Genomic DNA, 23,406 nt, shown 5'->3' on the forward strand with positions numbered 1-23,406 from the left:
CAGAATAAGAAAAATGTCCATAGGGCTAGCTAAGTACGTGTCTTTCGGCATGGTAACTTGAGCGCACAAGGGGGCCGCTCTCAACAAAGGAAAACCCCTTTTCTAAGCCTATTTTTTCATACTCTTCAAAGGTTTCGGGTCTTATATATTCTTTAACTTCTATATTTTTAGTAGATGGCCTTAGATATTGGCCAATGGTCATAACTTTACAATTTATTTTGCGCAAATCGTCCATGGTTTCCAAAATCTCATCCCTTGTTTCACCAAGGCCCAACATAATACCGGATTTACATACCAGTCCTGATTCTGCAATTTGCTTTAAAACCTTAAGAGAGGTCTCGTATGTAGCCCTGCTTCTTACATGGGGTGAAAGACGGCGCACTGTTTCAAGGTTATGAGAAATAACTTCAGGTTTTGCTTCGATAATCATTGATACCAAATCTTCATGGCCTTGAAAATCAGGGATTAAAACTTCCATCGTGACATTAGGAGTTCTTTCTTTTACGGCTTTTATAACCTTTACCCAGTGAGAGGCTCCGAAATCTTTTATATCATCCCTGTCTACCGAGGTTAAAACTACGTGTTTTAATTTTAAGGCTTCAACGGATTGAGCTATTTCCATAGGTTCATTTGGGTTTAGAGGTAAGGGATGACCTGTAGGTACATTACAAAATTTACATGCACGCGTACAGATATTCCCGCAAATCATAAAGGTTGCAGTTCCGCACCTCCAACATTCTCCCTGATTAGGGCATTTTCCGCTGGTACAGATAGTATTTAATTTATGTATTTTAATCGTGTTCGACACTTCCTGCGAAAGTGCTCCGCTGGGAAGTTTTATTTTTAACCAATCAGGTTTTCTTTGATTACAAGTCATACACAAATCCCCTAAAATTTATTTTCTTCTTTAATTATATTTCAAAACAGTAAAAAGGTCTAGACGGTTAAAAATATGTTTTTTAATACTCTTGCATATTTTTTTTTTTTAATTATAATATTTTTATGAAATACATAGTTAACAATTCGCATGACCCTGAATATAATATGGCTTTTGAAGAATATTGTTTTAGAAATCTGCCTTTGGAAGATGAAGAATATGTTTTTTTGTGGAGTAACAACCCCACTATTCTTTTAGGTAAAAATCAAAATACCTATCAGGAAATAAACGAAAAATATATAAATGAAAACGGAATAAAGGTAGTAAGACGCATTACGGGCGGAGGCGCTATCTATCAAGACCTTGAAAATATAAACTTTTCTTTTGTCACAAAAACAAAGGGAAACGAAAAAATCGATTTTAAAAAATATTATATTCCTATTGTAAATGCGCTAAAAAAAATCGGCGTTGATGCGGAACTTTCAGGAAGAAACGATGTTACGATTGACGGGCAAAAATGTATAGGGGCATCTCAATCGGTATGGCAGGGACGAGTTTTAAGCGACGGCTCCATTCTTTTTAATGTTGAAATGGACGCTCTTTCCAAGGCCTTGACAGTACGAAAAGAAAAACTTGAATCGAAGGGCGTAAAAAGTGTCCGCTCAAGGGTTACAAACATAAAGCCCTATTTAAAAAGAGATATTACCGTAGACCAATTTAAAGATGAACTTTTAAAAGCTATCTTTGAAGTTGAAAACCAAGAGCCTGTAGAATATAAGCTTTCGGAAGAAGAACTTAAAGGTGTGATGAAGATTTATGAGGAAAGGTTTTCCCGCAAAGAATGGAACTATGGAGCTTCTCCCAAGGCCGAATATTCCCACTATGAGAGATTTCCTATAGGCAGTATCGAAATCTTTTTTAATGTCGAAAAAATGAAAATAAATTCTTTAAAAATTCACGGGGATTTTTTCGGTACGGCCGATAAGGGAGATATTGAAGAACTTTTAAACGGCTGTGAGTATTCTGAAAGTGTTTTAACCAAAAAATTATCGGATGTCGATTTAACACCCTACTTCGGAAACATAGAAAAAGAAGCTTTTATAGGAATGTTTTTTAAGTAACTGTTTTAAATTATGCAAAAATTGACTTAAGCAAAAAGTGATTAAAAATTTGATTTGTCAAAAAAAGCACCGATTAAAAACCGGTGCTTTTTTTATTAAAACTAAGCCTTATTTTAAATGACAGGCTACAAAGTGGCCGTTTCCTCTATCTTCAAGGTCAGGACGAGTTTCTGTACAGATGGGCATCTTGTGGGCACATCTTCCGCAAAATACGCAGCCCTTAGGCGGATCAATGGGACTTGGAACGTCTCCGGGGAGAATTATTCTTTCCCTCTTTAAACCGTACTTTGGAATAGGAATTGCAGAAAGTAAGGCCTTTGTATATGGATGAATGGGATTTGAAAATATCGATTTATAATCGGTTATTTCAACTATTTTTCCTAAATACATAACAGCAATCCTGTCGCTTATGTGTTTAACTACACTCAAATTGTGTGATATGAACAAATAAGTAAGCCCCAATTCTTTTTGAAGCTCTGCTAAGAGGTTCAATATTTGTGCTTGAATACTTACATCCAAGGCAGAAACGGGCTCGTCCATAACGATGAATTTAGGCTTTAGGGAGAGAGCCCGGGCAATACCTATGCGCTGCCTTCTTCCTCCATCCAATTCATGAGGGTAGGAGTCTTCAAGGCGTTCTTCCAATCCTACAATGTTCATAACCTCTTTTACTCTTTTTTGTACTTCGGCTTTTGTTTTATAGGCCTTGTTTACGTAAAGGTAGTCCGCAATGAGCTCAAAGGTGTTTAATCGAGGATTTAATGAAGAATAAGGATCCTGAAAAACAATCTGCATATCCTGTCTCATCATCCTCTTATCCTTGCGGCTTTTATATTCAAGGGTATTATTCCCTTCAAATATTACTTCACCTGAGGTAGGTTCATGCAATCTTAAAATTGCCCTGCCTGCCGTAGATTTTCCGCAGCCTGATTCGCCCACAAGGCCTAATGTTTCCCCCTTGTTTATGCTGAAACTTATATCGTCTACAGCATGAAGGAGGCCTTTTTTTGTGGTAAAATATTTTTTTAAGTTTTTAACTTCAAGAATTGTACCGCTCATTTTTCACCCCCTTTGTCAAATAAAAAGCATGAAACGCAGTGGGAATCATCCAAATCAATCATCTTAGGAACTTCACATTTACATCTTTCGGTTGCAAACTCGCACCTCGGATGAAATTTACAGCCTGTAGGAAGATCTACAGGGTTAGGAGGAGCACCCTTGATAACATGTAAGCTCTCTTCATCGGCATCCAGTGTAGGAATTGAAGCAAACAAGCCTTTTGTATAAGGATGTTTCGGATCGGTGTAAAGTTTTTCGACAGTACCGTATTCGATAACCGAACCTGCATACATAATTGCAACATGGTCGCAGATTTCGGCAACAATTCCCAAATCGTGGGTTATCATAATCATCGAGGTATTATACTTGTTTTGAAGCTCAATCATAAGTTCCAAAACCTGAGCCTGAATTGTAACATCCAAGGCTGTTGTAGGCTCGTCTGCAATGATTAGCATAGGATTACAGGCAAGGGCCATGGCAATTACAACCCTCTGCTTCATTCCGCCTGAAAACTGGTGCGGATAATCGTTGATTCTTTCCCTCTTTATGCCGACCGTTTCAAGCATTTGAGCCGTTTTTTCTTTTAGTTCTTCTTTTTTTAAGTTTTGATGAAGGGCTAAAACTTCGGCAATCTGCTCGCCTACAGTCATAACAGGGTTTAAGGAGGTCATCGGATCTTGAAATATCATCGAAATTTTATTTCCGCGTATTTCCTGCATTTCTTTTTCGGTTTTGCTTAAGATATCTTCTCCGTCAAAAGAAATTTTACCGCTCATTATTTTTCCCGGAGGATTCGGTACAAGCCGCATAATTCCTAAGGCTGTGGTGGTTTTTCCCGCTCCAGTTTCGCCTACAAAGCCAAGGGTTTCACCCTTTCCCAGTTTTAAGTTTAAATTGTTTACGGCTTTTGTTTCTCCTGCTTCGGTTATATAGTAAATACTTAAATCTTCAATGTTTAATAATTCTTCCATAAAAAGCCGTCCTTATCGTTTTAATTTTGGATCAAGAGCATCGCGCAAACCGTCACCCAAAACGTTGAGGGCAAAGATTGTAATAACAATGGCGAGTCCGGGGAATAAGGTTAGATGAGAGTAGCTTCTTATATAAGCTCTTCCTCCCGAAAGCATGGCTCCCCATTCGGGAGTCGGAGGCTCAAGGCCGAGACCGATAAAACTTAAACCCGCTGCATTCAATATTGCATAGGCAACACCCAAGGTCGCTTGAACAATTATGGGCGCCATACAGTTGGGAATTATGTGTTTGAAGATAATTCTAAAATCTGAAGAGCCCCCTGCCCTAGCCGCTTCGATAAATTCCATATCTACTATGGACATAACCGCCGAACGGACTATTTTTGCATAGCCGGGAATTCCTGCAATACCTACTGCAATCATCAAATTCCCAAGGCCGGGGCCTAAAGAAGCAACTATGGCTATCGCAAGAAGGATATCCGGAATAGCCTGCAAAACATCTATAAAGCGCATTAAGGTTGTATCGACTCTTCCTCCGAAGTAGCCTGTAACGGCTCCGATAAAAGAACCTACAATCAAGGCTATACCTACGGATATAAAACCTACCTTTAACGAAATTCTTGCACCGTAAATAACACGGCTTAAAATGTCGCGTCCGAACTCGTCCTGTCCAAAAGGATGGGCTGCACTCGGGCCTGCAAATTGGTTATCCAAATCGGTACCGTCAAAGGTATAGGGGGCTACAAAGTCTGCAAACACAGCCATTAAAACCAAAACTATAATTATAAACAAGCCCACCATGGCAAGCCTATTTTTACTCATTCTATGAAAAACGCCTCTAAAGCCGTTCAATTTTTTTCTGTCTTTTATTGTTTTCATCTTGCCGGTCTCCTATGTATATTGAGTTTTAATTCTCGGATCGACATAGGTATAAAGTATATCGACGATTAAATTTACGATTGCAAATGTTACGGCAACAAATAAAACGCATCCTAAAACAACAGGGGCATCACGCAATTTAATGGAGTCAATCATGAGCCGTCCTATTCCGGGAATGGAAAATATAATTTCGGTCATAACAGCACCGCCCATCAATTGTCCGAATTGGATACCGACAATCGTTATAACGGGAATAAGAGAGTTACCCAATGCATGTTTAAAAATAACTATCTTTTCTTTTTGCCCCTTTGCCCTGGCTGTTCTTATATAATCTTGACGGATCGTTTCAAGCATACTTGAACGGGTCATTCGTGTTAAGACTGCAACAGATTGAGCTCCCAGAGCCAAAGCAGGCAAGACCATGTGCTTAAAGCCTGAAAATCCCGATGAGGGGAACCAGCCTAACTTTACCGAAAATAAAAGAATCATCAAAAGTCCCAGCCAAAAAACCGGCATCGATAAGCCGATTAAGGCAAAGACCATCGTTATATGATCAAAAACGGAATATTGTTTTATAGCCGATATGATACCCAAAGGAATCCCAAGGCATATTGCAACTATGGTTGAAGCTACGGCTAATCTTATGGTGGCACCTACACGGGCTCCTATTTCTAAAACGACCGGCTGCTCTGTGATGTAGGATTCACCCAGGCTTCCTTTAAAAACAATATTTTTTAAATAGCGTCCGAACTGGACTAAAAATGGATCGTTTAAGCCCATTTTTTCTCTGAGCTTTAAAACTTCTTCAGGCGATGCATTTGTTCCTAACTTATTCCGCACAGGATCGCCCGGTGTAAAATATAAAAGCGAAAATACTATAACCGATACACCGAACATTACAGGAATCAATAGAAGAATTCGCCTTATTATATATTTAAGCATACTACAACCTCTAGAATAAAATAAGCCGAACTTTAAATCAAGTTTTAAAGTTCGGCTATTGAATTTTTAATTATTTATCGGCGGGTTTGATATTTCCCAAAAAGTGATGACCTAACGGGGATAAACGTAAACCTGTGATATTGCTTCTGATTCCTGCAGCTTGTTCACCGTTATATTGGAAAATAGCCGGTGTTAAATACATAATTCTTTCCTGAATCTGCTCGTAAACCTTAGCTCTTTCGGGTCCGTCTAAAACTCGGCGTCCTTTAATGATAAGTTCGTCAAGTTCAGGATCGCTTAAGAAAACATAGTTTCCGCCCGGACCTCTCGAAATTGAATGGAAACATGGATAAACAACCATATCGGGATCGGGTGTATCCGAAGACCAACCGATTTCAAATAACTGCTGCTCGCCTTTTTCCAACATTTCAATGTATTTTGACCATTCAAGAACTTCGATAGAAAGATCAATACCTACATCCTTAAACTGTTCTTTCATGATAACGGCCATATCGATTCTTTCTGTTCTTTCATTTGTTGAAAGCCGAATTTTTAACCCGTTTTCATACCCGGCTTCTTTTAACAGCTTTTTAGCCTTTTCTACATCCCTCGGAATAGGCTTTAGTTTATTTGCAATTGAATAGCGGATAGCAGGTGCATAGGGGCCCGATGCAGTTCGGCCCAAGCCCTTCCAAACAGCCTTTACTATCTGATCTGTATCAACGGCACAGGCAATAGCCTGTCTGACTCTGACATCATCAAGAGGCGGCTTACCGCAGTTCATTCCCATGTATTGGGTTAAATAGTCAAAGCTTCTGATAAGTTTGATTTCGTTGTTTCCATTAAATCGATCCAAATCATTGGGAGAAACATCGTATACGATATCTGCTCCGCCTGATTCAAGCTCAATAATACGGTTAGTAGGTTCCGGTATAATTCGGAATTCTAGGTACTTGTAATAGGGTTTTTTACCTTGATATCCTTCATATCTTTCAAACTTTATTTTATCCGATTTTGTATGACTTATAAATTTATATGGACCTGTTCCTATGGGGTTTCGTGCATATTGATCTCCTGCTGCTTCAACAGCTTTTTTATTTACTATGTGAGCTGATGAATGGCAAAGGGCCGTTAAAATACCGGCATAAGGAGCCTTCATTTTGAATTTTACCGTATAGTCATCAACAGATTTGATAGTATCGGGATCTATATCCGAAAATATGTGGGCAACAGCAGGAGATGCACAAGCTCTTAAATAGCTGAATACTACATCATCTGCTTTAAGCTCTTCTCCATTGTGGAATTTTACTCCCTTCCTCAAATAGAAAGTATATTCCATTCCGTCGGCAGAAATGTCGTATTTTTCGGCCAGAGCAGGAACAACCTCATTATCCGGAGTAATTGCGATTAAACCTTCATACATTTGCATCATTGCATTTGCAGAATATGAGTCGTTTTGGGCACTTGGATCCATTGTTATGGCATCACTGGACATAGCAACAATCAATGTCTGAGATCTAACGTCATTGGCTTCTCCTCCGCAAGAAATGATAAATGATGAAAGCATCACCATCAAAACAAAAATACCAAAAAACTTCTTCATTATACACCTCCTAAAGTGCATTTAACAATACGTATACAATAATTCTAGCACCGAGGTTTTGATTTGTCAACGTTTAAGAGAAAAAATTATGTATTTTTCTTCTTTTTTCTCTTTTCTTTTAGATTTCCTTTTTCAAGCAAGAGAGTTTTAGTAGGTATATCGCAGACTTCAAAATCACCAAAATATTGAATGGCTCCGGGGAATCTATAGACGGTTTCGACAGCCCATTTATCCCGATTTTTTTCGTAAGTTTTAAAGGGCTTGCCTTTTAAGTCTACTACGGATTTTTTTATAACGGGGGTCATCTTACCCTTTCTTCTTTCCATATTCATCATCATGGAAAGAGGCACGCCGCAGGGAAGCCAATAATCGACATCATCGGTTAAGTTTTGAACCGATGCTATATAGCCCGAAAAACCGTTAACGGCCAATAAAAATGCTGTAAAACCTAAGGTATAACAATAATCGGAATCGAAGTTTGAAGGAAATGCGGAGCGTCCCTCATAACCGAAAAAGTGAGCATAGGTGCTGAATCGTCCTTCAAACCTTCCATCTTTTTTCATTTCGGTTATTTTTCTGGTAACCAAATCTATCAAAAGTTTTTCCGTTTCAATTCTGGAAACTTGAACGTTTCCATGAGGATCGCGGTCCATTAAAAGCTGTAAAGATATGTTTTCAGGGAGGCTGTCAAAAAGTGTAAAGGATTTTTTTGACATGTGTTTTTGAAGCCAAGAATGTTTGCCCGAAAAAGTTTTTAGTTTTGAAAAAGCTGAGGCCTTTCCTGCCATAAGATCGTTTATTTCTTCGATCAATTCATCCATTTCAGGGATAAATTCTATAATTCCTTCAGGAACTAAAATAACCCCGAAGTTTTCGCCTTTTTTGGATCTTTTTACAATGATATCTACAATGTAATCCGTAACCTGCTGCAAGGTAACTTTTTTTTCGGCCAATTCTTCACCTATTAAACAGATATTAGGTTGAGTTTTTAAAGCACATTCAAGGGCAATGTGACTGGCAGACCTTCCCATGAGTTTTATAAAATGCCAATACTTATGGGCGGAATTTACGTCGCGGCAAATGTTTCCGATTAGTTCCGAATAGAGTTTTGTTGCAGTGTCAAAACCGAAGGAGGTTTCTATATATTCATTTTTTAGATCTCCATCAATAGTCTTAGGAACTCCTATAACCTTGGTATTTAATTTTGCCTGAATAAAATATTTTGCCAAAAAAGCGGCATTTGTATTTGAATCATCTCCGCCTATTATTATAAGAGCATCCAGCTTCAATTTTTTTACGTTTTGAATTGACCTTGCAACCTGCTCCTCAGTTTCGATCTTTGTTCTGCCTGAGCCGATTATGTCGAAACCGCCCGTATTTCTGTATTTATCGATTAAGGCTTTTTTGATTTCAACATATTTACCCTTTACCAAACCTTCGGGGCCGCTTAAAAAACCGTAAAGTTTCGAATTAGGATTACCTTTTTTTAAGGCATCAAAAAGTCCTGAAATTACATTATGTCCTCCGGGAGCCTGCCCTCCTGAAAGGATTACGCCGAATTTTAAAGGCTTGTGCTCCAATTCGGATTTTCCTTTTACAAATTTGATAATAGGCATTCCGTAAGTATTCGGGAATATTTCTTTTAGTTCCTCCTGATTAGATTGTGCATAAGCAGCCTTTCCGATTTCAGGCTTAATCAAACTCAAAGGTTCCGCAAATACTTTTGGGATTTTCGGTTTGTAATTGTAGCGCAATCTCTGCATTGTGGATTCATTCATTTTTTACTCCTTTAAAATTTAATGCGGCCGTTTAAACTTCTTGCAAGTGTTAAGCGGTCGGCATATTCCAAATCGCCTCCGACAGGTAAACCTGAGGCAAGTCTGGTTATATTTACAGGTAAGTCCTGCAATATTTTTTGAATATATAAGGCTGTAGTATCACCTTCAATTGTGGGGTTAGTAGCAAGGATAACTTCGGTAATTCCGCCTTCGTGAATGCGTCTAATAAGCTCGCTTATATGTAATTGATCGGGGCCTATACCTTCAAGAGGAGCTATGAGTCCTCCCAAAACATGAAACAAGCCTCGGTATTCGGGAATTGAAGAAATCGTATTTACATCCTGAGGAAAACCTACCACGCAGATAGCGGTTCTATCTCTTGTCTCATCTGCACAAATATTGCAAATATCTTCTTCAGTGTAAGAACCGCATATTTTGCATGGATGAATTTTTTCGTGTAAGGTTGAAACGGCTTCAGCTAAACGCATAGCATCAGCCGGGCCTTGCTTCAAAAGATGATAAGCAATGCGGGCAGCACTTTTATGCCCGATACCCGGCAGGCGGGAAAATGAATCTATAACGGCATCAAGGGCATTCATTCCGGCTTACCCCCTCCTTAAAAAGGCAGGCCGCCTGCAAGATTTGCAAGGGGCCCCAGTTTATTTTGTAAAAGCTCTTTTAATTTTGCAACAGCATCATTATGAGCAGCCCTGATTAAATCTTGGAGCATGGGTACATCCCTGTTATCAACAGCTATTGGATCAAGAAAAATAGACTCAACTTCAAAACTGCCCCTTAGCCTTATTTTGACAAGGCCTCCTCCGGAAGCACCTTCAACAACTTCTTGATCTAGGTCAGCTTTAAGATTAGCAATTTTTTCTTGGATTTCTTTTGCATTTTTCATAATATCAAAAGGATTCAATTTGCACTCCTCATAAATACTTTTTATTTATAGTAAGTAATAACTATAGATTAACATTTTTTTATAAATAATACAAGTACGGATTTTATAAATACCTTTACAAATCTTTTATGGAAAAAGATTTTCTTTGGATAGGACTGTATCCGTTAAGCCTGATAGCTTGTACATGAGCCTTTGTTGCATAGCCTTTATGCTTTTCATATCCGTATTCGGGATAAAACCATGAATAACGGGTCATAATTCTATCCCTTGCAGTCTTAGCCAAAATAGAAGCTGCCATAACTTCATGTACTGAATCATCGGCCTTTACGACAGCCTTAATCGAAGAACAATTTTTTATATTAGGAATAGAATTACCGTCAACAATTATATCAGGCTCTTCAAATTTTATATTTTGAATTTTACAATATTCTTTAAGTTTTATATAAAGATCATCATAGGCTCTTTCCATAGCCAAAAAAGTTGCCTGAAGTATATTTATTTCATCTATTTCGTAATTGGATGCCCGGCCTATTCCCCAAATTACCGAAGGATTGGAATATAATATTTTACGTACCGATTCTCGTTTTTTTTCGCTGAGTTTTTTTGAATCTTTTAAAATAGAAAAAACAAAATTATCCGGAAGAATTACAGCGGCTGCCGTAACAGGGCCCGCAAGAGGCCCCCTGCCCGCTTCATCAATACCGCAAAACATTAAGGCTCCCTCTCAATGGATTTTAAAAACCCGCGGACAAGCGGATTAAATTTAATATCCAATTTTGAATTTTTATTATACCATACAGCCGTATCTTTATTTTGTGCCGTTTCAGGTAAACGAATTAAATTTAAACGGCCTAAAGATATTTCGGAATTCCATGCTTCTAAAAATCTGGCTGTAAAACCTGAATTAAAAGAAGCATTTATGTTATCAAGTTCTATTATGGAATTTGAAGATGAAATTGCAGCAACCGAAAATCCTGTACCTTCAAATTCAAGATTTTGAAAAACAGCCGATGAATTATTTAAATTAAATATAAGACAATATCTTTTTTGATCCGATATTATCTTGGAGTCGGATATATCCAAATGGGAGTAAAAAGAGTTTAGCACCGCTCCGCCTTCAAAGGCTTGTATTTTTACGTTGTTAAGTTTTATGCCTGCCTTATCCGCATAAATTATAGGAACTTCCCTAGGCTCTTCAAGTCTTTCTCTTCTAAAAATATTGCAGTTCTCGACTTCAAAATTTGCACCGATTACGACAAAGCCCGAATTTTTAGAAAAATGAATCGAGGTTTTTTGTGCAGCCGAAGTAATTTTTATATTGCGTGTAATAAGTACAGCTTCATTTAAAATACAGTCTCCCCTTATATAAATTTTCCATTTTTCGGAACCTGTCTCATTTTTTTTTGAAAGTGAAACCCTATTTATATATTTGACTGCCTCATAGATAGTTGAAAAAGGCTTTGACGGATTTCCGTCAGGATTTTTTACCTTGGAATTATTATCAACATATACGGCGTTTCTGTCTATTGTAAATTCTTTTTTTATGCCGGCGCTTCTATTACCGGCTTCATCCTTACTGTAAATATTTACCGAATAGACGGTTTTTTCTCCTATAACTCCCGTCAAAATAATTTCTCCATTTGATGAAGTAAAAATAGGCGGTTCAATCTCCGTTATTATACGGTTATCGGAAGGAGTCTTAATTTTTATTTTTACACTTGAATTTGTAGCAGATAACGGCGGATTAAAAGAAACTTCAGGTATTTCGGGCGGCAGCTTATCTATAGTAAAAGAAGTTTGAAAATCGCCATGAAAAATTCCGTCATAAAAGGCTTTTATTTTAACGTCAAAAAAACGTTCTTCCTTTAGTCCCAAATCGAAAGTATAGGAAGCGTCTTTTTTAAATTTGAAAGAATTCATTGTAGGATCGATATAAGCACAACCGTCTCCTGTTTCAAAAAAATAATCGTACCGTTCATCATCAAACTTAAGTTCTATATTTCTGTTTACAGGTGCTGCAGGAACCGGAGAGAGTGAAGGTTTTTTCGGTAATGATATTCCGTTTATTTTTCCTTCCTTTGTTTTTGTCCAATAGAACACGCAATCTTTACTTCTATCAATGAACACCGGCCCGTCATATATATTTAAAAGATGTGAAATTTCAGGAGACGGTTCTTCTTTTTCTTTTATCAAATAATAAACCGGTAAATCGGAGTTAAATTCCAAAAAATACCAATTTAAGATATTGTACTCGGAATTTTTTTCAAATAAGTTTTCATCAAGTGCGGTTTCCGGTATTTTAGGAGAAGAGAGCCCTGAGGGTGAAACTTCATATTTTACTATCTTTTCATCAACACTGCCCGATTCGGAAACGGCCTTTATTCTAAGCTCCACTTCTCCTTCTTTTTCAAGCCTTATAGGCCCTGTGTATAAAAGACCGAATTCCTGAGGGTCGCTTCCGTCAACGGAATAGATAATTTGAGTTCCGGGAGGAGTTTTAATGATAAGCTGTTGTGCCTCATTCCAAACCCCTTCTTTCGGACTTAAAACATTTAAAAGTTTTTTTTGTTCAGGCCGTTCAACTACCAAATGAAAAGGTTTACTCATTTTTCCGGACGAAGATTGAGCCCAAATGCAGAGATGTGTTCCAAAAACAAAAAAAAGATTTTCATCTTTTGGTATTTTTCCGTTTGAATATAAATCTGCAAACGGATTAAAAGATCTGTAAAAGACGGAAACAATTTCTTCATCTTTAGGTTCAGGATATTTTACGGTCAGACTGACGCCGTCTTTTTGATAGTCTTGTTTTATTTCAAGCTCATCCAATTCATAGCAACTTATTTTAAAAGAAAAACAGAAAAACAGAGTTATGATAAAACCGATTTTTAAGATGCTATGAATCTTCATTTTTTTCAATTTATTATTCCTTTAAAGACTTCTCTTAAAGCAGGATTGTTTGAATAATAATTTTCTTCAAGCTCTGCACTCGAAAGACCAACTAATTCATGACTCATATAATGAATCCAAAGATTATCTTCTTCGGTACGTATATCGTGTTTTCGGCACCAATAATCCGGATGATATTCATATTGCTCATTTTTGTTATGGAAATACTTATAATCATGGACTGCAATTTTTATATTTTCTCTTTTTAATCCTTGTTTAACCAAATAAGCTACAAGATAATTTACAGTAGCTCCCGAATCAAAGATATCATCCACCAATAAAACGGAAGCATCTGTTTTTAATTTACTCGGCGGAAACGTCCAACCATCCAAAATAACTTCCGAGTTATTATGTACACCCGAATATGAGTGCGCAACAACAGTCGAATATAAAATCTTTTTTTTGTCTTTATAGGCTATCTTAAAAAACTCGCTTATTACATTTGCTAAATATGCACCTCCCCTCATGGAGGCATAGATAATATCGGGAATATATCCTTCGTCATACATCTTTCTTGCAAGAATGAGGCCGTTATCTCTTACTGTGTTGTAGCTTAAAAATTCTTTCATAAAATCCTCGTGATAGATAGAAGATTATATCATGTTACGGCATATTTTTCAATATATTTTTTATTTTATTTTTTTAGAAGAGAATCTATATAATCGATGGTTTGACAAGCCGTGTTTTCCCAATTATATCGTTTTACCCATTCCAAACCTTTTTCAATCATTTCTTTTCTTTTTGCCGTGTTTGCATCGCAATCAATTAAAACAGAAATAGCTTCTGCAATTTCTTCCGGTTTTTTTGAGTCGAAAAATAAAGCAGAATCTCCTGCAATTTCGGGAAGGGCGCCTGCTTTTGCACAAGCTACCGGAACGCCGCATGCCATGGCTTCAATAATGGGTAGGCCTACGCCTTCGATCATCGATGGAAAAACACAAAGGTCTGCCGACGAATAAAGATGGGGAAGACTTTCATGAGGAAAATATCCTGTAAGCAAAATATCCGAGGAAAAACCGGACTGCAATACTGCATTATGGACGGCTTCGGAATTATCGCCGTCGGAGCCTGCAATTACAAGACGATGAGAAGAACCTGTTTGCTTTTTAAATAAGGCAAATGCTTTTATCAATTCTACATGGCATTTTTGCGGATGTGTTATGCGGGAAGCATAAATTATATAAGGCTTTTGAATGGCAAAGGGTTGAATTAAAACCTTGTCTTCATCGTTTGTAATGGGTTTAAAAAGAGAACAATCAATACCATTGTATATAACTTTTATATTGGAATCGGAAACACCGAATTGGGCTAAATCGGTTTGAATATATTTTGTGGGGCTTATAATACCTGAAGCGCTTTTAAGAGTACGCTTTAGCCCCATCTTCGCAATCATTCCCAAATCTGCCGATAAAAGACTTTGAATAATCAAAATTGACGGAACTGTAAAAGCCGGAGGTAAAAGCTCTACACCGCCCGGATAAATAACGGCATCATACCTTTGTTTTTTTATAAAAGAGTTTAAATTTTTAAAATGCCAGAGTTTTTCCGAAAATTTTGTATCGGAAATATCAATTCCTGCAAAAGAAACATAATCTATATCGGACGTATAAGTATACTTGTCAAGTTCCGGACCGAAAAGCTCGAATTCGTAATCATTTTTGGGCAAATTTTTTACAAGAGAAAGTATATAAGAGCCTATACCTGAGCGCCCGTGATCACATCCGAATGCATCAACTCCAATTTTCAAAATAAATTCCTCCGAGCATAAGGATTATATCACAAATAATAATTTTATGCTATAAGTGCTTAAAATTTAAGCCTTATTGTCCTGCCGCTTTTTTTAACAATAAAGTATTTCCTGCCCTATTATGCTCTTGAACGGTTTTGTTAAAAATGTGTTTTCCCGTATCTGGATCTATCAGTCTAAAATAAAAATAATCCGTATTTGCAGGATTGCAGGCTGCATTCAAAGCCGTAAACCCGGGATTTGAAATAGGTCCCGGCGGAAGACCTGCATGAATATAGGTATTGTATGGATTTTGGATTTCCAGATCTTCGAAAAATAACCGCTTGGGATGTTTTTTATTTTTAATTTCGGTAATTATGTATTCAACTGTTGCACATGACTGTAGTCCCATATTTATTTTAAGACGGTTTGTAAAAACACTTGAAATTATAGGAGCTTCTTCAGGCAGTTGATATTCTCTTTCGATAATGCTGGCTAAAATTACTTTTTTATGGATATCCGAAAACTCTTTAGGAAAATTCGGAATGGAGACCGTCTTTTCGAAAAAAGTTTTTATAATCATCTTTATCATCATTTCAGGAGTGTCTTCCTCCCCGAAAAAGTAAGTATCCGGATATAAAAAACCTTCTGCCGTATCTGCTTTAATACCGTTTTGTGCTAAAAATTCCGGATCTGAGATTATGTTTATAAATTCTTCTGCTTTTATAAGTCCTGCATTATCAAAAATTTGAGCCGTCTTTTTTAAGGTTAATCCTTCAGGTATCGTAAGTTTTTTAAGAGCTTGAGAGCCTTGTGTAAGTTTATGCAAAATATCCTGTGTAGTCATTTCGGAGTTTATTTGATACGTCCCTGCCCTTAGGTTAAGTTTCTTTAGGCGGACATAGGCATAAGCATAGAGCTCCGAGCGTATAAGGTTTTTAGCTTTTAAATCGCTTATAATTGTTTTTGCAGCACTTCCTCGGCTTACTTTAAATGTCACAACAGACTCATAAAAATCCGATGGAGGATTATTCAGTTCTAAAATCCCAAAAAAAGCTCCGGCCGCAATAAAAGCGGCTGCACACAAGATTACAATAATAATCTTTGATTTATTTTTCATATACAAAATTCCTTAATTTATTATAAACAGGCTTTTTCGAAAAATGCCTCAGCCTCTCCTATAGTCATTTTTCCGTACACATAAGACTCTGCAAAATCGGACAAAGGTTCCAAGGCTTTAGGAAGAGAATCGGCATTTTTTCTGAGATACAAAGCCAATTGTTTTAATTCCTTATCCGAAAACAAATATGACAGGGATTCGGTTTCACTCATATTAAAAAAGACCTGCCTTCTTGAGCAATAAAAATTTCAATATCGGGTGCGCGTGAACAATCCCTATACCAATCAGCGGTCTGTTTGAGTGAAAATACCTTTTTATCTTGATAAGTAGGTTCATGATGAAAAAGAGCAATGCTTTTTATTTTCCAGCCGGCTGCAAAGTCTATTGCAACGGAAAAAGTCGAATGCCCCCACCCTTCCTTTTGGATTGAGTCCGTAAGAGTGTATTGAGCGTCTATTATCAGCATCTCGGCATCGGTATAAAATTCGGCGTTTTGTTCGTTTCTTTCAAAATCACGCGGACGAAGTTCCGTATCGGTGGAATAGATTATTTTTTTTCCGTTTTCGATTACGGAATAAGCAGTGCATCCTCCCGGATGACGCACTCTATGCCAGCCTATTTTTGTATCGCCTATTTCGACATATTTTTGATCAGGTTCTATATATTTAAATTCAAAAGAAGCACCGAAGCCGTCTTCTCCAAGCATCGAAATCGGAAAATACGGGTATTTCATTTGGTCTTCTAAAAATTCCTTTGCTTTTTTTCGGGTACTGTATACTATAATCTTGTTTCGAGGATCGTAAGCAGGATTAAAAAAAGGAAGACCTTGAATATGGTCCCAATGGAAATGCGAAAAAAATAAATGATAGGTTGTGTTTTTTCCGTAATCAGGCCTTTTCATTAAATCTATGCCTAACTCTCTTATCCCTGTTCCGGCATCAAAAATCAGATGCTCCCCTTCATTTGTTTCAACTTCAACACAGGAAGTATTAGAGCCTATGGTGCCGAAAAGCCATTTAGGCAGAGAGGCTAAAAAACGCTCCCTTGAATCCTGACTTTCAAGGTCCTTTAGAGTTATTCTTTGAACTACTGCTGCAATTTTACTTTGAACTTGCGCCGGCGTAAGCGGAGCCGGAAGCGAGCCTCTAACACCCCAAAATTTTACAAGCATAAAATTATTCCTTAAACTTAATCTACTCTCCGCTTAATACAGGGCTCAGCCTTTCGCCTTGTAAGAATTTTTTCAATTTTTTCGGCAGAATAAAATTCACCTTTTCCCATGCCGGGACAATATTGGGCATTTATATCCCACATATCTTTTGAACTTAAAACCGAATTCCAAAAAGGAAAGTCCGAACATTGTCGAGGTCTTGCAGTATAAGCCTTACATCCCTCATCCCAAAGTATACAGTCATAATTGGATTTTTCCTTTAAAGATAGGTATTCAAAACCGTCCTCTTTAGGAACCCAGCGGCAATACACTTTTATAAATTCGTCTTTCTGCATAGCTGTCCATTCCAATAATCTTAAAAGATCATGTTCGGACAAAAACACAAATCCCGGATCAAATCGGCAACAGGCCGAACATCTTGTGCATGAAAAATGTAAACCGTCTTTCCAGAATTTATTATTCATAAATAATAGTATAAAACAAAAAAGGGATTGTTTCAAGATCTTTTTTATCAAAAGATTTAAAACAATCCCTAAAATGGGGAGTCAAGGATTCGGACCTTGGAAGGCATAGCCAACAGATTTACAGTCTGCCCCCTTTGACCGCTCGGGAAACTCCCCATAAAAAGCCAACTTAGGGATTCGAACCCTAGACCCCGAGATTACAAATCACGTGCTCTGGACCAGCTGAGCTAAGTTGGCATAGACAACAAAGGGGAGTTTACTCGATAAACCGAATTTTGTCAAGAGGTTTTAATGAAAATTTTAGATAATTTTTAGGGTATCGTGTAAAAACCGATGTTTTTAGAGTCCGCCTCTTATAAATTTGATTTCTCCGTTTGACTCCGCATATAAAAGATATTCGGTATCGGGTTTAAAATTACGCAAAATGACGGTTTTTATCTTTGCAGAAGAAAAGAGTTTTAAAAGATAAGGGGAAAATACCGTATATCCATAAAGCTCTTTTATAAGAGCTTTTTCTTCTTTTGAAAAAAAAGTATAGTCATAAATTGCAGGAAAGCCGCCGCGGTTATAATAATTAAAGAGGTTTAAACCCGTTCCTTGTTTTGATTCATCCGAAAAAATTCTATACGGAAAAACTATTGGACCTGTCTTAAATGTAAAAACTATGCATTCCAAATTAAGTTCTTGTCCATGCCATGCCCTTTCATAACTATTTATGAGCTCTCCTTTGGGTGTAAAAAAAGAAATAACGGCGCTTACCGTTTCGGTATTTTGTCCGAAAGTTTTTATTACGGTACCGGTATTGTATACGGTAAAACCGGACTCGGAGATTTGTTTTTCGATGGAATTTAATTTATCTGCATAAAAATCTGCAGCTCCGAAAATTAAAAAAAACAAAAATGAGACGGATAAAAAAATAATCAAAAATCTTTTTTTTCTTTTTAAAAGCAAAGTTATACCTTCCCGATGAGTTTTAAAAATGCTTCTTCGGTTATGATAGCTGTTCCCAATTCTTGGGCTTTTTTGTTTTTAGATGAACCCGAATCGGGGGTATTGGTTACAAGATAACTTAGGCCCTTTACAACGGAGGATTTTACTGTTCCGCCCTTCTCTTTTACCAAGACTTCAGCTTGAGCTCTCTTCATCGTATTAAGCTCCCCTGTAAAGCAAAAACTCAAACCCTTTAAAACGGCTCCTTCTTCAGCTGAAAGGGGGGGCTTAATTTTTATAAAGCCCTTATCGATTAATCCTGTCATCTCATCTTTTAAGATCGAAAGATTGGTTACCAATGTACGGGATAGTACCTGCCCGAACTGATAAACATTTGCAAAATCTTCTTCTGAGGCTTTAAGAAGTTTATCCAAATCATCAAAACCGGCTTCTTCAAGCTTTTCGACCATGGTTTCGCCGATTCCTTCTATATCAAAGCCTGCAATAAATTTAGTTAAGCTTATTTCTTTTTTGGAATGAAGGGCCTTATAGACCTTTTCGGCAGAGAGCTTTCCCATGCGGTCTATAGCCGCCAATTCTTCAATGCTGAGGGTGTATAGGTCAGTAATGGAATTGACACGTCCCATATCAAAAAGCCTTTTTATGAGGGTAATGCCGAAATCTCTTATGTCGAGAACGCTTATCCATTTTTCGATTCGGTGATGAATAAGCTTAGGACAGCTCATATTGGGGCAATAAAGCCTCGTTCCCTCATTGGTAAGGGGGGTACCGCAGACAGAGCAGGTATCGGGATATTCTATTTCTTTAGCATCCGGAGGGTTATCTGCAAGGCCTTCTATTTTAGGAATTATCTCCCCCCTCTTGGTTACCACTACATGGCTTCCGATTTTCAAGTTGAGGGCCTTGATTATGTTCGGGTTTGCAAGACTTGCTCTTTTTACCGTAGTGCCTGCAAGGCGTACCGGCTCGATAAGGGCTATTGGGGTATAGGTTGCCCCCGACTCGCTCCATTCGATTTCTTTTAAAATGGTAACGGCTTCTTCTAGGCTGAACTTAAAGGCGATCTGCTTTTCGGGGCGGGCTCTTTTCATGTCATCAGGATCGATTGTATCGTTTTTTATTACAAGGCCGTCTATATCGTAGTCCAAGGAAGGACGGATATCCATAACATGGGCCCTGTATTCTATTACCTCATCAATGCTTTTACAGTATTTTACTTCAACACAAGTAAATCCCGCTTCTTTAAGCCAATCGAGTTTTTCGGATTCGGTTTTAAATGGGGCTTCTCCCGTAAAGGGGCGGCCTATGCTTCCTTGGACGGCATCATAGGCAAAGAGGTTTAAGTGCTCGCACATTTCCCCGGTCTTTTTTTTCATAAGCCCGTTTGCGGCATTTCGGCAATTAGCCTTATCCTTAAAGTATTTTTGATGAACGGAGCGGAGCATTATAACCTCGCACCTTATTCCTCCCGAAAAGGGTTTACCCCCATCGGCACCGGAACTGCCTTTTACTGAGATGTTTTTTATGAGACCCTTCATTTTAAGCACATTCTCGGTTATATCGTCTCCGATTTTTCCGTCGCCTCTGGTAACTGCACGCACAAAGCGGCCTTCTTCATATTGAAGCTCAAGGCTCGCTCCGTCCATTTTATATTGCACGATATATTCTTTAAAGGGCATCTTTAAGGCCCAGGCTTCAAAAGAAGGCGGATCGGCAGCCTTTTCCTGGCTTCCCATTGGAATGATGTGTTCGGACTTTGGAAAACCGTCGGTAGACTCCAAAGGAACGGTAAAAAAAAGTTTATTTTGAGGATCCAGTTCCCTTAACTCGTCCCAAAGAGCATCGAATTCCGCATCCGAAATTTCAGGCTGGGCATTATAATAAAGGTCTTGATGCCTTTTAATAGTTTTTTCAAGGTCTAAAATTCTTTTTTCTTCAGTTGTTGACATATTTATTTGCTCACCATTGTTTTTAGCATTATATCACAACAGCATATAAAAATAAAGTATACTTTAAAATCAATTGCCAATTTTACTCTTTTGTGATATATTGTGAGGTAATGAGTGAATTAAAAAAGCGGCTTGAAAATATCGAAAAGACTCTTGATTTATTTTTACCCGAAAATGTAACATCCTCTTGGATTTCTCAAAGTTTCGGCGAATTAAATGCAAATTTGTCCGATGACTTTTTTTTAAATATAATTAACCCTGTAAGGGATTTGGTAAAGAGAGGCGGAAAAAGGTGGAGGCCCCTTCTATGTGTGCTTTCATGTGAATTGGCCGAAGGCGATCCCGAAAAGGCCTACCCCCTTACCCCCCTCATAGAGTTTTGCCATACGGCAAGCCTTGTTCATGACGATATAGAAGACAAGTCCGAGACCCGCAGAGGGGCTCCGGCTGCTCACATAAAATACGGGCTTGATACGGCCTTAAATTCAGCCTCATGGCTCTATTTTGAAGCCCTTAATCCCCTGATCAATTACAAGACATCCGAATCGGTAAGGGCCGGAATATACTCGCTTTATTCTCAAAATTTAAGAAGGCTTCACTTAGGGCAGTCGATGGATATAGGCTGGCATTCAAATCCCGATATCATTCCGTCCATCGATCAATACATAACAATGATAAGCCTAAAAACCGGCTCGCTTGCAAAACTGGCAGGAGAGTTGGGATTCATAGCTGCCGATAAGTCTATGAATGAGGTTTTGGAATACGGAAAACTTATGACCGATATGGGAATAGGTTTTCAGATATTGGATGATGTCAAAAATATTACCGAAGGAAATGCAGGTAAAAAGCGCGGAGACGACATAATCGAAGGCAAAAAAAGCCTACCGGTAATTTTTTATGCAGAAGAAAATCCTCAAGGCGCCGAAAAAATAAAGCTTTTATTTAAACAGGCAGCCAAGGAAGGAATAGATTCTCCGGCTGTAGAAGAGTGTATTTCGGCTATTTCTTCTTCAAGGGCCGTAAAAAGGGCCGAAGATTACGGTAAAAAGATTGTAGAAGCTTCATTGATAAAGCTTCAAAATAATTACAAACAAAACGAAGCAAAAGAACTTATCTTCGATTTGTTTAACATGATATTGAGGTAGAAAATGCAAGAATCGGCTCAATTTTTTAACGATACGGGAGTCAGCATGTCGATGCAGGGGTTTCATAACGAAGCCATAGCCTGCTTAAAAAAAGGACTTGCCCTTGAACCGGACAACAGCCTCATGTGGCTTAACCTCGGTTTAAGCTATTATGCGGCCAAAAGACAAAACGACAGTAAATTTGCCCTTTTTCAATCTTTAAAATACAATCCCTACGAGGCAGATGCTTGGGATTCTTTAGGCCTTGTTTTGTTTGAAACCGGAGACATCGATCAGGCCGAAAGAGCCTTTGAAAGCGCCTTAAAACTTGAACCCGAAAACGGCCGTGTTTGGAACAATTACGGAACGGTTTTATTTAACAAGGAAAACTATAAGGCTGCAAGAAGAGCCTTTGAATCGGCCGTTACCCTTGACCCCGAAATGGGAGATGCTGTATTTAATTTGCGTGATACCTATCTTGAATTGGGTATGGATAATTTAGCCGAAAAATGCAATAAGATTTTAAAAGAAATGGATTATCAAGAATAAAATGAATATTCTATATATTGCTGAAATTACAGGCAAAGCAGGAGTACGTCTTATAAAAACACAACTTTCAAATCTAAAAGAAAAATATAAGGCTGATTTTGTTATTGCCAATGCAAACTCTGCTACAGGCTCAGGAGGCCTTGGAAAGCAGCATGCCGTATACCTAAAAAAATTAGGCATTGACTGTATAACCTCAGGGGACTTAATCTTTCAAAAAAAAGACTTGGTGGATTACCTTCCTAAAACGCCCCATGTGCTGCGCCCATTTAATTTACCTTCGGAATCTCCCGGCCGCGGATGGAAAATTTTTAGTTTAAAAATAAATAAAAAAATAGCCGTTGTTTCTGCTATCGGAAGAATAGGCAGACATAAAATTATGGCGGAAAATCCATTTACTGAAACCGAAAAACTTGTTTCCCAATTAAAAGAAGAAACCGACCATATCTTTGTAGATTTTTCTTCATTTGCAACTGCCGAAAAGCAAGCCCTTGGTTTTTTACTTTCAGGAAAGGTTTCAGCCATTGTAGGCTCGGGTACAAAAGTACAGACAGCCGATGAATGTATTTTAGAAAATAAAACCGCCTATATAACAGATGCAGGCAGAACGGGGAGCCTTAATTCTGTCGGAGGCTATTCAATTGAAGATAAGATAAGGGAGTACCGAACATGTCTTCCTGATTTTGGGAAGGATGCATGGGCTCGGCCTACTCTTCAAGGGCTCTTTATAAAAACGGATAATGACGGAAACGCTATAGAAATAAAAAGAATTTTTGAGGAGTCAGAACTTTGCAAAGACACGGAATAGTTACCTCAGTATGGACTGATAAAAATATGGAAAAGATAAACATAGATTTGGATAATTCCCAAACTGAAGAGTCCTGCGCTATAAAACAAAAAGATTGCTATGCGGTAAAAAGCTGTGCAACATGCGGAGGTTGCGGCTTTGCCGGAAAAAACAAGGAAACAGGTCTTTTAGCCGTAAGCGGAAATAAGATTACTGCCTTAAACAAAAGCGGTAAAAGTTTAAAAAAAGGAGACCCGGTTATTGTCGAAATTAAGGAAAATCAAACAAGACTTCAAGCCCTTTCTTCGGTTATCCTTCCTATCCTCCTCGCATTTATTTTAAGCTTAAGCTCTTACCTCTTTTTTCACACCGAAAAAGCAATTGTAGGCGGTCTTTTTTTAGGGCTCATAATAGGAACAGCCCTAGCCTTCCTATTAAAAAATAAAATGGGAGATAAGGCCCTGCCTCAAGTAATAGGCCGCCTGTAG

24 protein-coding genes and 2 tRNA genes are annotated in these 23,406 nt (G+C 38.0%); 5 read left to right on the plus strand and 21 right to left on the minus strand.

The window, feature by feature from the left end; genetic code table 11:
* Positions 1–25 precede the first annotated feature (25 nt).
* Entirely contained in the window at positions 26–877 is an 852-nt protein-coding gene (gene lipA, locus E4O01_RS05665; protein WP_253694811.1) for a lipoyl synthase, read from the minus strand.
* 125 nt (positions 878–1,002) lie between these two features.
* Between lipA and E4O01_RS05670 the strand changes: the two genes are divergently transcribed.
* Complete coding sequence (locus E4O01_RS05670; protein ID WP_253694812.1) at positions 1,003–1,998, plus strand: lipoate--protein ligase; 996 nt, start codon at positions 1,003–1,005, stop codon at positions 1,996–1,998.
* 108 nt (positions 1,999–2,106) lie between these two features.
* Here the strand turns inward: E4O01_RS05670 and E4O01_RS05675 are convergent, their stop codons facing one another.
* The 20 genes from E4O01_RS05675 to ligA all read right to left on the minus strand — a co-directional run bounded on the left by E4O01_RS05675 (position 2,107) and on the right by ligA (position 20,461).
* Positions 2,107–3,057: an ABC transporter ATP-binding protein gene (locus E4O01_RS05675; protein ID WP_253694813.1), complete on the minus strand. Its 951-nt coding sequence runs from the start codon at positions 3,055–3,057 to the stop codon at positions 2,107–2,109.
* Positions 3,054–4,028: an ABC transporter ATP-binding protein gene (locus E4O01_RS05680; protein ID WP_253694814.1), complete on the minus strand. Its 975-nt coding sequence runs from the start codon at positions 4,026–4,028 to the stop codon at positions 3,054–3,056. The genes E4O01_RS05675 and E4O01_RS05680 overlap by 4 nt, the downstream gene beginning before the upstream one ends.
* A 12-nt stretch (positions 4,029–4,040) precedes the next feature.
* Positions 4,041–4,907: an ABC transporter permease gene (locus E4O01_RS05685; protein ID WP_253694815.1), complete on the minus strand. Its 867-nt coding sequence runs from the start codon at positions 4,905–4,907 to the stop codon at positions 4,041–4,043.
* Between the two features lie 12 nt (positions 4,908–4,919).
* Positions 4,920–5,849 carry a nickel ABC transporter permease gene (gene nikB, locus E4O01_RS05690; RefSeq protein ID WP_253694816.1) on the minus strand — a complete coding sequence of 310 codons (930 nt, stop codon included), beginning with the start codon at positions 5,847–5,849 and terminating at the stop codon, positions 4,920–4,922.
* Between the two features lie 70 nt (positions 5,850–5,919).
* A complete protein-coding gene (locus tag E4O01_RS05695; RefSeq protein ID WP_253694817.1) occupies positions 5,920–7,452 on the minus strand; it encodes an ABC transporter substrate-binding protein in 1,533 nt (510 codons plus the stop codon).
* A gap of 86 nt (positions 7,453–7,538) precedes the next feature.
* A complete protein-coding gene (locus E4O01_RS05700) occupies positions 7,539–9,230 on the minus strand; it encodes a diphosphate--fructose-6-phosphate 1-phosphotransferase (protein ID WP_253694818.1) in 1,692 nt (563 codons plus the stop codon).
* Between the two features lie 11 nt (positions 9,231–9,241).
* Positions 9,242–9,829 (minus strand): recombination mediator RecR, encoded by a 588-nt coding sequence (gene recR / locus E4O01_RS05705; RefSeq protein WP_253694819.1) that lies wholly within the window; start codon positions 9,827–9,829, stop codon positions 9,242–9,244.
* Positions 9,830–9,846: 17 nt separating this feature from the next.
* On the minus strand, positions 9,847–10,152 hold the full coding sequence (locus tag E4O01_RS05710) for a YbaB/EbfC family nucleoid-associated protein (RefSeq protein ID WP_253694820.1): 306 nt from the start codon (positions 10,150–10,152) through the stop codon (positions 9,847–9,849).
* Between the two features lie 97 nt (positions 10,153–10,249).
* Positions 10,250–10,846 (minus strand): ribonuclease HII, encoded by a 597-nt coding sequence (locus E4O01_RS05715; RefSeq protein WP_253694821.1) that lies wholly within the window; start codon positions 10,844–10,846, stop codon positions 10,250–10,252.
* Positions 10,846–13,041 carry a chitobiase/beta-hexosaminidase C-terminal domain-containing protein gene (locus E4O01_RS05720; RefSeq protein WP_253695182.1) on the minus strand — a complete coding sequence of 732 codons (2,196 nt, stop codon included), beginning with the start codon at positions 13,039–13,041 and terminating at the stop codon, positions 10,846–10,848. The genes E4O01_RS05715 and E4O01_RS05720 overlap by 1 nt, the downstream gene beginning before the upstream one ends.
* A gap of 5 nt (positions 13,042–13,046) precedes the next feature.
* Positions 13,047–13,649, minus strand: coding sequence for a phosphoribosyltransferase (locus E4O01_RS05725; RefSeq protein ID WP_253694822.1), 603 nt, complete (start codon positions 13,647–13,649; stop codon positions 13,047–13,049).
* A gap of 65 nt (positions 13,650–13,714) precedes the next feature.
* The gene (locus tag E4O01_RS05730) at positions 13,715–14,827 is read right to left on the minus strand and encodes a glycosyltransferase family 4 protein (RefSeq protein ID WP_253694823.1); all 1,113 of its coding nucleotides are present in this window, start codon (positions 14,825–14,827) and stop codon (positions 13,715–13,717) included.
* 73 nt (positions 14,828–14,900) lie between these two features.
* Positions 14,901–15,926 (minus strand): endolytic transglycosylase MltG, encoded by a 1,026-nt coding sequence (gene mltG, locus E4O01_RS05735; RefSeq protein ID WP_253694824.1) that lies wholly within the window; start codon positions 15,924–15,926, stop codon positions 14,901–14,903.
* Between the two features lie 20 nt (positions 15,927–15,946).
* Positions 15,947–16,138: a hypothetical protein gene (locus E4O01_RS05740; protein WP_253694825.1), complete on the minus strand. Its 192-nt coding sequence runs from the start codon at positions 16,136–16,138 to the stop codon at positions 15,947–15,949.
* Positions 16,135–17,097: an MBL fold metallo-hydrolase gene (locus tag E4O01_RS05745; RefSeq protein WP_253694826.1), complete on the minus strand. Its 963-nt coding sequence runs from the start codon at positions 17,095–17,097 to the stop codon at positions 16,135–16,137. The genes E4O01_RS05740 and E4O01_RS05745 overlap by 4 nt, the downstream gene beginning before the upstream one ends.
* A 17-nt stretch (positions 17,098–17,114) precedes the next feature.
* Entirely contained in the window at positions 17,115–17,561 is a 447-nt protein-coding gene (locus tag E4O01_RS05750) for a YkgJ family cysteine cluster protein (RefSeq protein ID WP_253694827.1), read from the minus strand.
* A gap of 74 nt (positions 17,562–17,635) precedes the next feature.
* A tRNA-Tyr gene (locus E4O01_RS05755) sits at positions 17,636–17,717 on the minus strand.
* Between the two features lie 6 nt (positions 17,718–17,723).
* A tRNA-Thr gene (locus E4O01_RS05760) sits at positions 17,724–17,798 on the minus strand.
* Positions 17,799–17,900: 102 nt separating this feature from the next.
* Positions 17,901–18,512 (minus strand): hypothetical protein, encoded by a 612-nt coding sequence (locus E4O01_RS05765; protein ID WP_253694828.1) that lies wholly within the window; start codon positions 18,510–18,512, stop codon positions 17,901–17,903.
* Positions 18,513–18,514: 2 nt separating this feature from the next.
* Positions 18,515–20,461 (minus strand): NAD-dependent DNA ligase LigA, encoded by a 1,947-nt coding sequence (gene ligA / locus E4O01_RS05770; protein ID WP_253694829.1) that lies wholly within the window; start codon positions 20,459–20,461, stop codon positions 18,515–18,517.
* A gap of 110 nt (positions 20,462–20,571) precedes the next feature.
* Between ligA and E4O01_RS05775 the strand changes: the two genes are divergently transcribed.
* The 4 genes from E4O01_RS05775 to E4O01_RS05790 are packed head-to-tail and all read left to right on the plus strand — an operon-like array spanning position 20,572 to position 23,406.
* Entirely contained in the window at positions 20,572–21,606 is a 1,035-nt protein-coding gene (locus E4O01_RS05775) for a polyprenyl synthetase family protein (RefSeq protein WP_253694830.1), read from the plus strand.
* Between the two features lie 3 nt (positions 21,607–21,609).
* On the plus strand, positions 21,610–22,134 hold the full coding sequence (locus E4O01_RS05780; RefSeq protein ID WP_253694831.1) for a tetratricopeptide repeat protein: 525 nt from the start codon (positions 21,610–21,612) through the stop codon (positions 22,132–22,134).
* 1 nt (position 22,135) lies between these two features.
* The gene (locus E4O01_RS05785) at positions 22,136–22,939 is read left to right on the plus strand and encodes a YmdB family metallophosphoesterase (RefSeq protein ID WP_253694832.1); all 804 of its coding nucleotides are present in this window, start codon (positions 22,136–22,138) and stop codon (positions 22,937–22,939) included.
* Positions 22,921–23,406: a SoxR reducing system RseC family protein gene (locus E4O01_RS05790; protein WP_253694833.1), complete on the plus strand. Its 486-nt coding sequence runs from the start codon at positions 22,921–22,923 to the stop codon at positions 23,404–23,406. The genes E4O01_RS05785 and E4O01_RS05790 overlap by 19 nt, the downstream gene beginning before the upstream one ends.

The sequence above is a fragment of the Treponema sp. OMZ 790 genome (assembly GCF_024181285.1).
Lineage (GTDB): Bacteria > Spirochaetota > Spirochaetia > Treponematales > Treponemataceae > Treponema_B.

What these genes read in the sequence shown, in the direction of transcription:
- lipA (WP_253694811.1), bottom strand. Translation starts at nt 877, where the DNA reads ATGACTTGTAATCAAAGAAAACCTGATTGGTTAAAAATAAAACTTCCC.
- E4O01_RS05670 (WP_253694812.1), top strand. Translation starts at nt 1,003, where the DNA reads ATGAAATACATAGTTAACAATTCGCATGACCCTGAATATAATATGGCT.
- E4O01_RS05675 (WP_253694813.1), bottom strand. Translation starts at nt 3,057, where the DNA reads ATGAGCGGTACAATTCTTGAAGTTAAAAACTTAAAAAAATATTTTACC.
- E4O01_RS05680 (WP_253694814.1), bottom strand. Translation starts at nt 4,028, where the DNA reads ATGGAAGAATTATTAAACATTGAAGATTTAAGTATTTACTATATAACC.
- E4O01_RS05685 (WP_253694815.1), bottom strand. Translation starts at nt 4,907, where the DNA reads ATGAAAACAATAAAAGACAGAAAAAAATTGAACGGCTTTAGAGGCGTT.
- nikB (WP_253694816.1), bottom strand. Translation starts at nt 5,849, where the DNA reads ATGCTTAAATATATAATAAGGCGAATTCTTCTATTGATTCCTGTAATG.
- E4O01_RS05695 (WP_253694817.1), bottom strand. Translation starts at nt 7,452, where the DNA reads ATGAAGAAGTTTTTTGGTATTTTTGTTTTGATGGTGATGCTTTCATCA.
- E4O01_RS05700 (WP_253694818.1), bottom strand. Translation starts at nt 9,230, where the DNA reads ATGAATGAATCCACAATGCAGAGATTGCGCTACAATTACAAACCGAAA.
- recR (WP_253694819.1), bottom strand. Translation starts at nt 9,829, where the DNA reads ATGAATGCCCTTGATGCCGTTATAGATTCATTTTCCCGCCTGCCGGGT.
- E4O01_RS05715 (WP_253694821.1), bottom strand. Translation starts at nt 10,846, where the DNA reads ATGTTTTGCGGTATTGATGAAGCGGGCAGGGGGCCTCTTGCGGGCCCT.
- E4O01_RS05720 (WP_253695182.1), bottom strand. Translation starts at nt 13,041, where the DNA reads ATGAAGATTCATAGCATCTTAAAAATCGGTTTTATCATAACTCTGTTT.
- E4O01_RS05725 (WP_253694822.1), bottom strand. Translation starts at nt 13,649, where the DNA reads ATGAAAGAATTTTTAAGCTACAACACAGTAAGAGATAACGGCCTCATT.
- mltG (WP_253694824.1), bottom strand. Translation starts at nt 15,926, where the DNA reads ATGAAAAATAAATCAAAGATTATTATTGTAATCTTGTGTGCAGCCGCT.
- E4O01_RS05740 (WP_253694825.1), bottom strand. Translation starts at nt 16,138, where the DNA reads ATGAGTGAAACCGAATCCCTGTCATATTTGTTTTCGGATAAGGAATTA.
- E4O01_RS05745 (WP_253694826.1), bottom strand. Translation starts at nt 17,097, where the DNA reads ATGCTTGTAAAATTTTGGGGTGTTAGAGGCTCGCTTCCGGCTCCGCTT.
- E4O01_RS05750 (WP_253694827.1), bottom strand. Translation starts at nt 17,561, where the DNA reads ATGAATAATAAATTCTGGAAAGACGGTTTACATTTTTCATGCACAAGA.
- ligA (WP_253694829.1), bottom strand. Translation starts at nt 20,461, where the DNA reads ATGTCAACAACTGAAGAAAAAAGAATTTTAGACCTTGAAAAAACTATT.
- E4O01_RS05775 (WP_253694830.1), top strand. Translation starts at nt 20,572, where the DNA reads ATGAGTGAATTAAAAAAGCGGCTTGAAAATATCGAAAAGACTCTTGAT.
- E4O01_RS05780 (WP_253694831.1), top strand. Translation starts at nt 21,610, where the DNA reads ATGCAAGAATCGGCTCAATTTTTTAACGATACGGGAGTCAGCATGTCG.
- E4O01_RS05785 (WP_253694832.1), top strand. Translation starts at nt 22,136, where the DNA reads ATGAATATTCTATATATTGCTGAAATTACAGGCAAAGCAGGAGTACGT.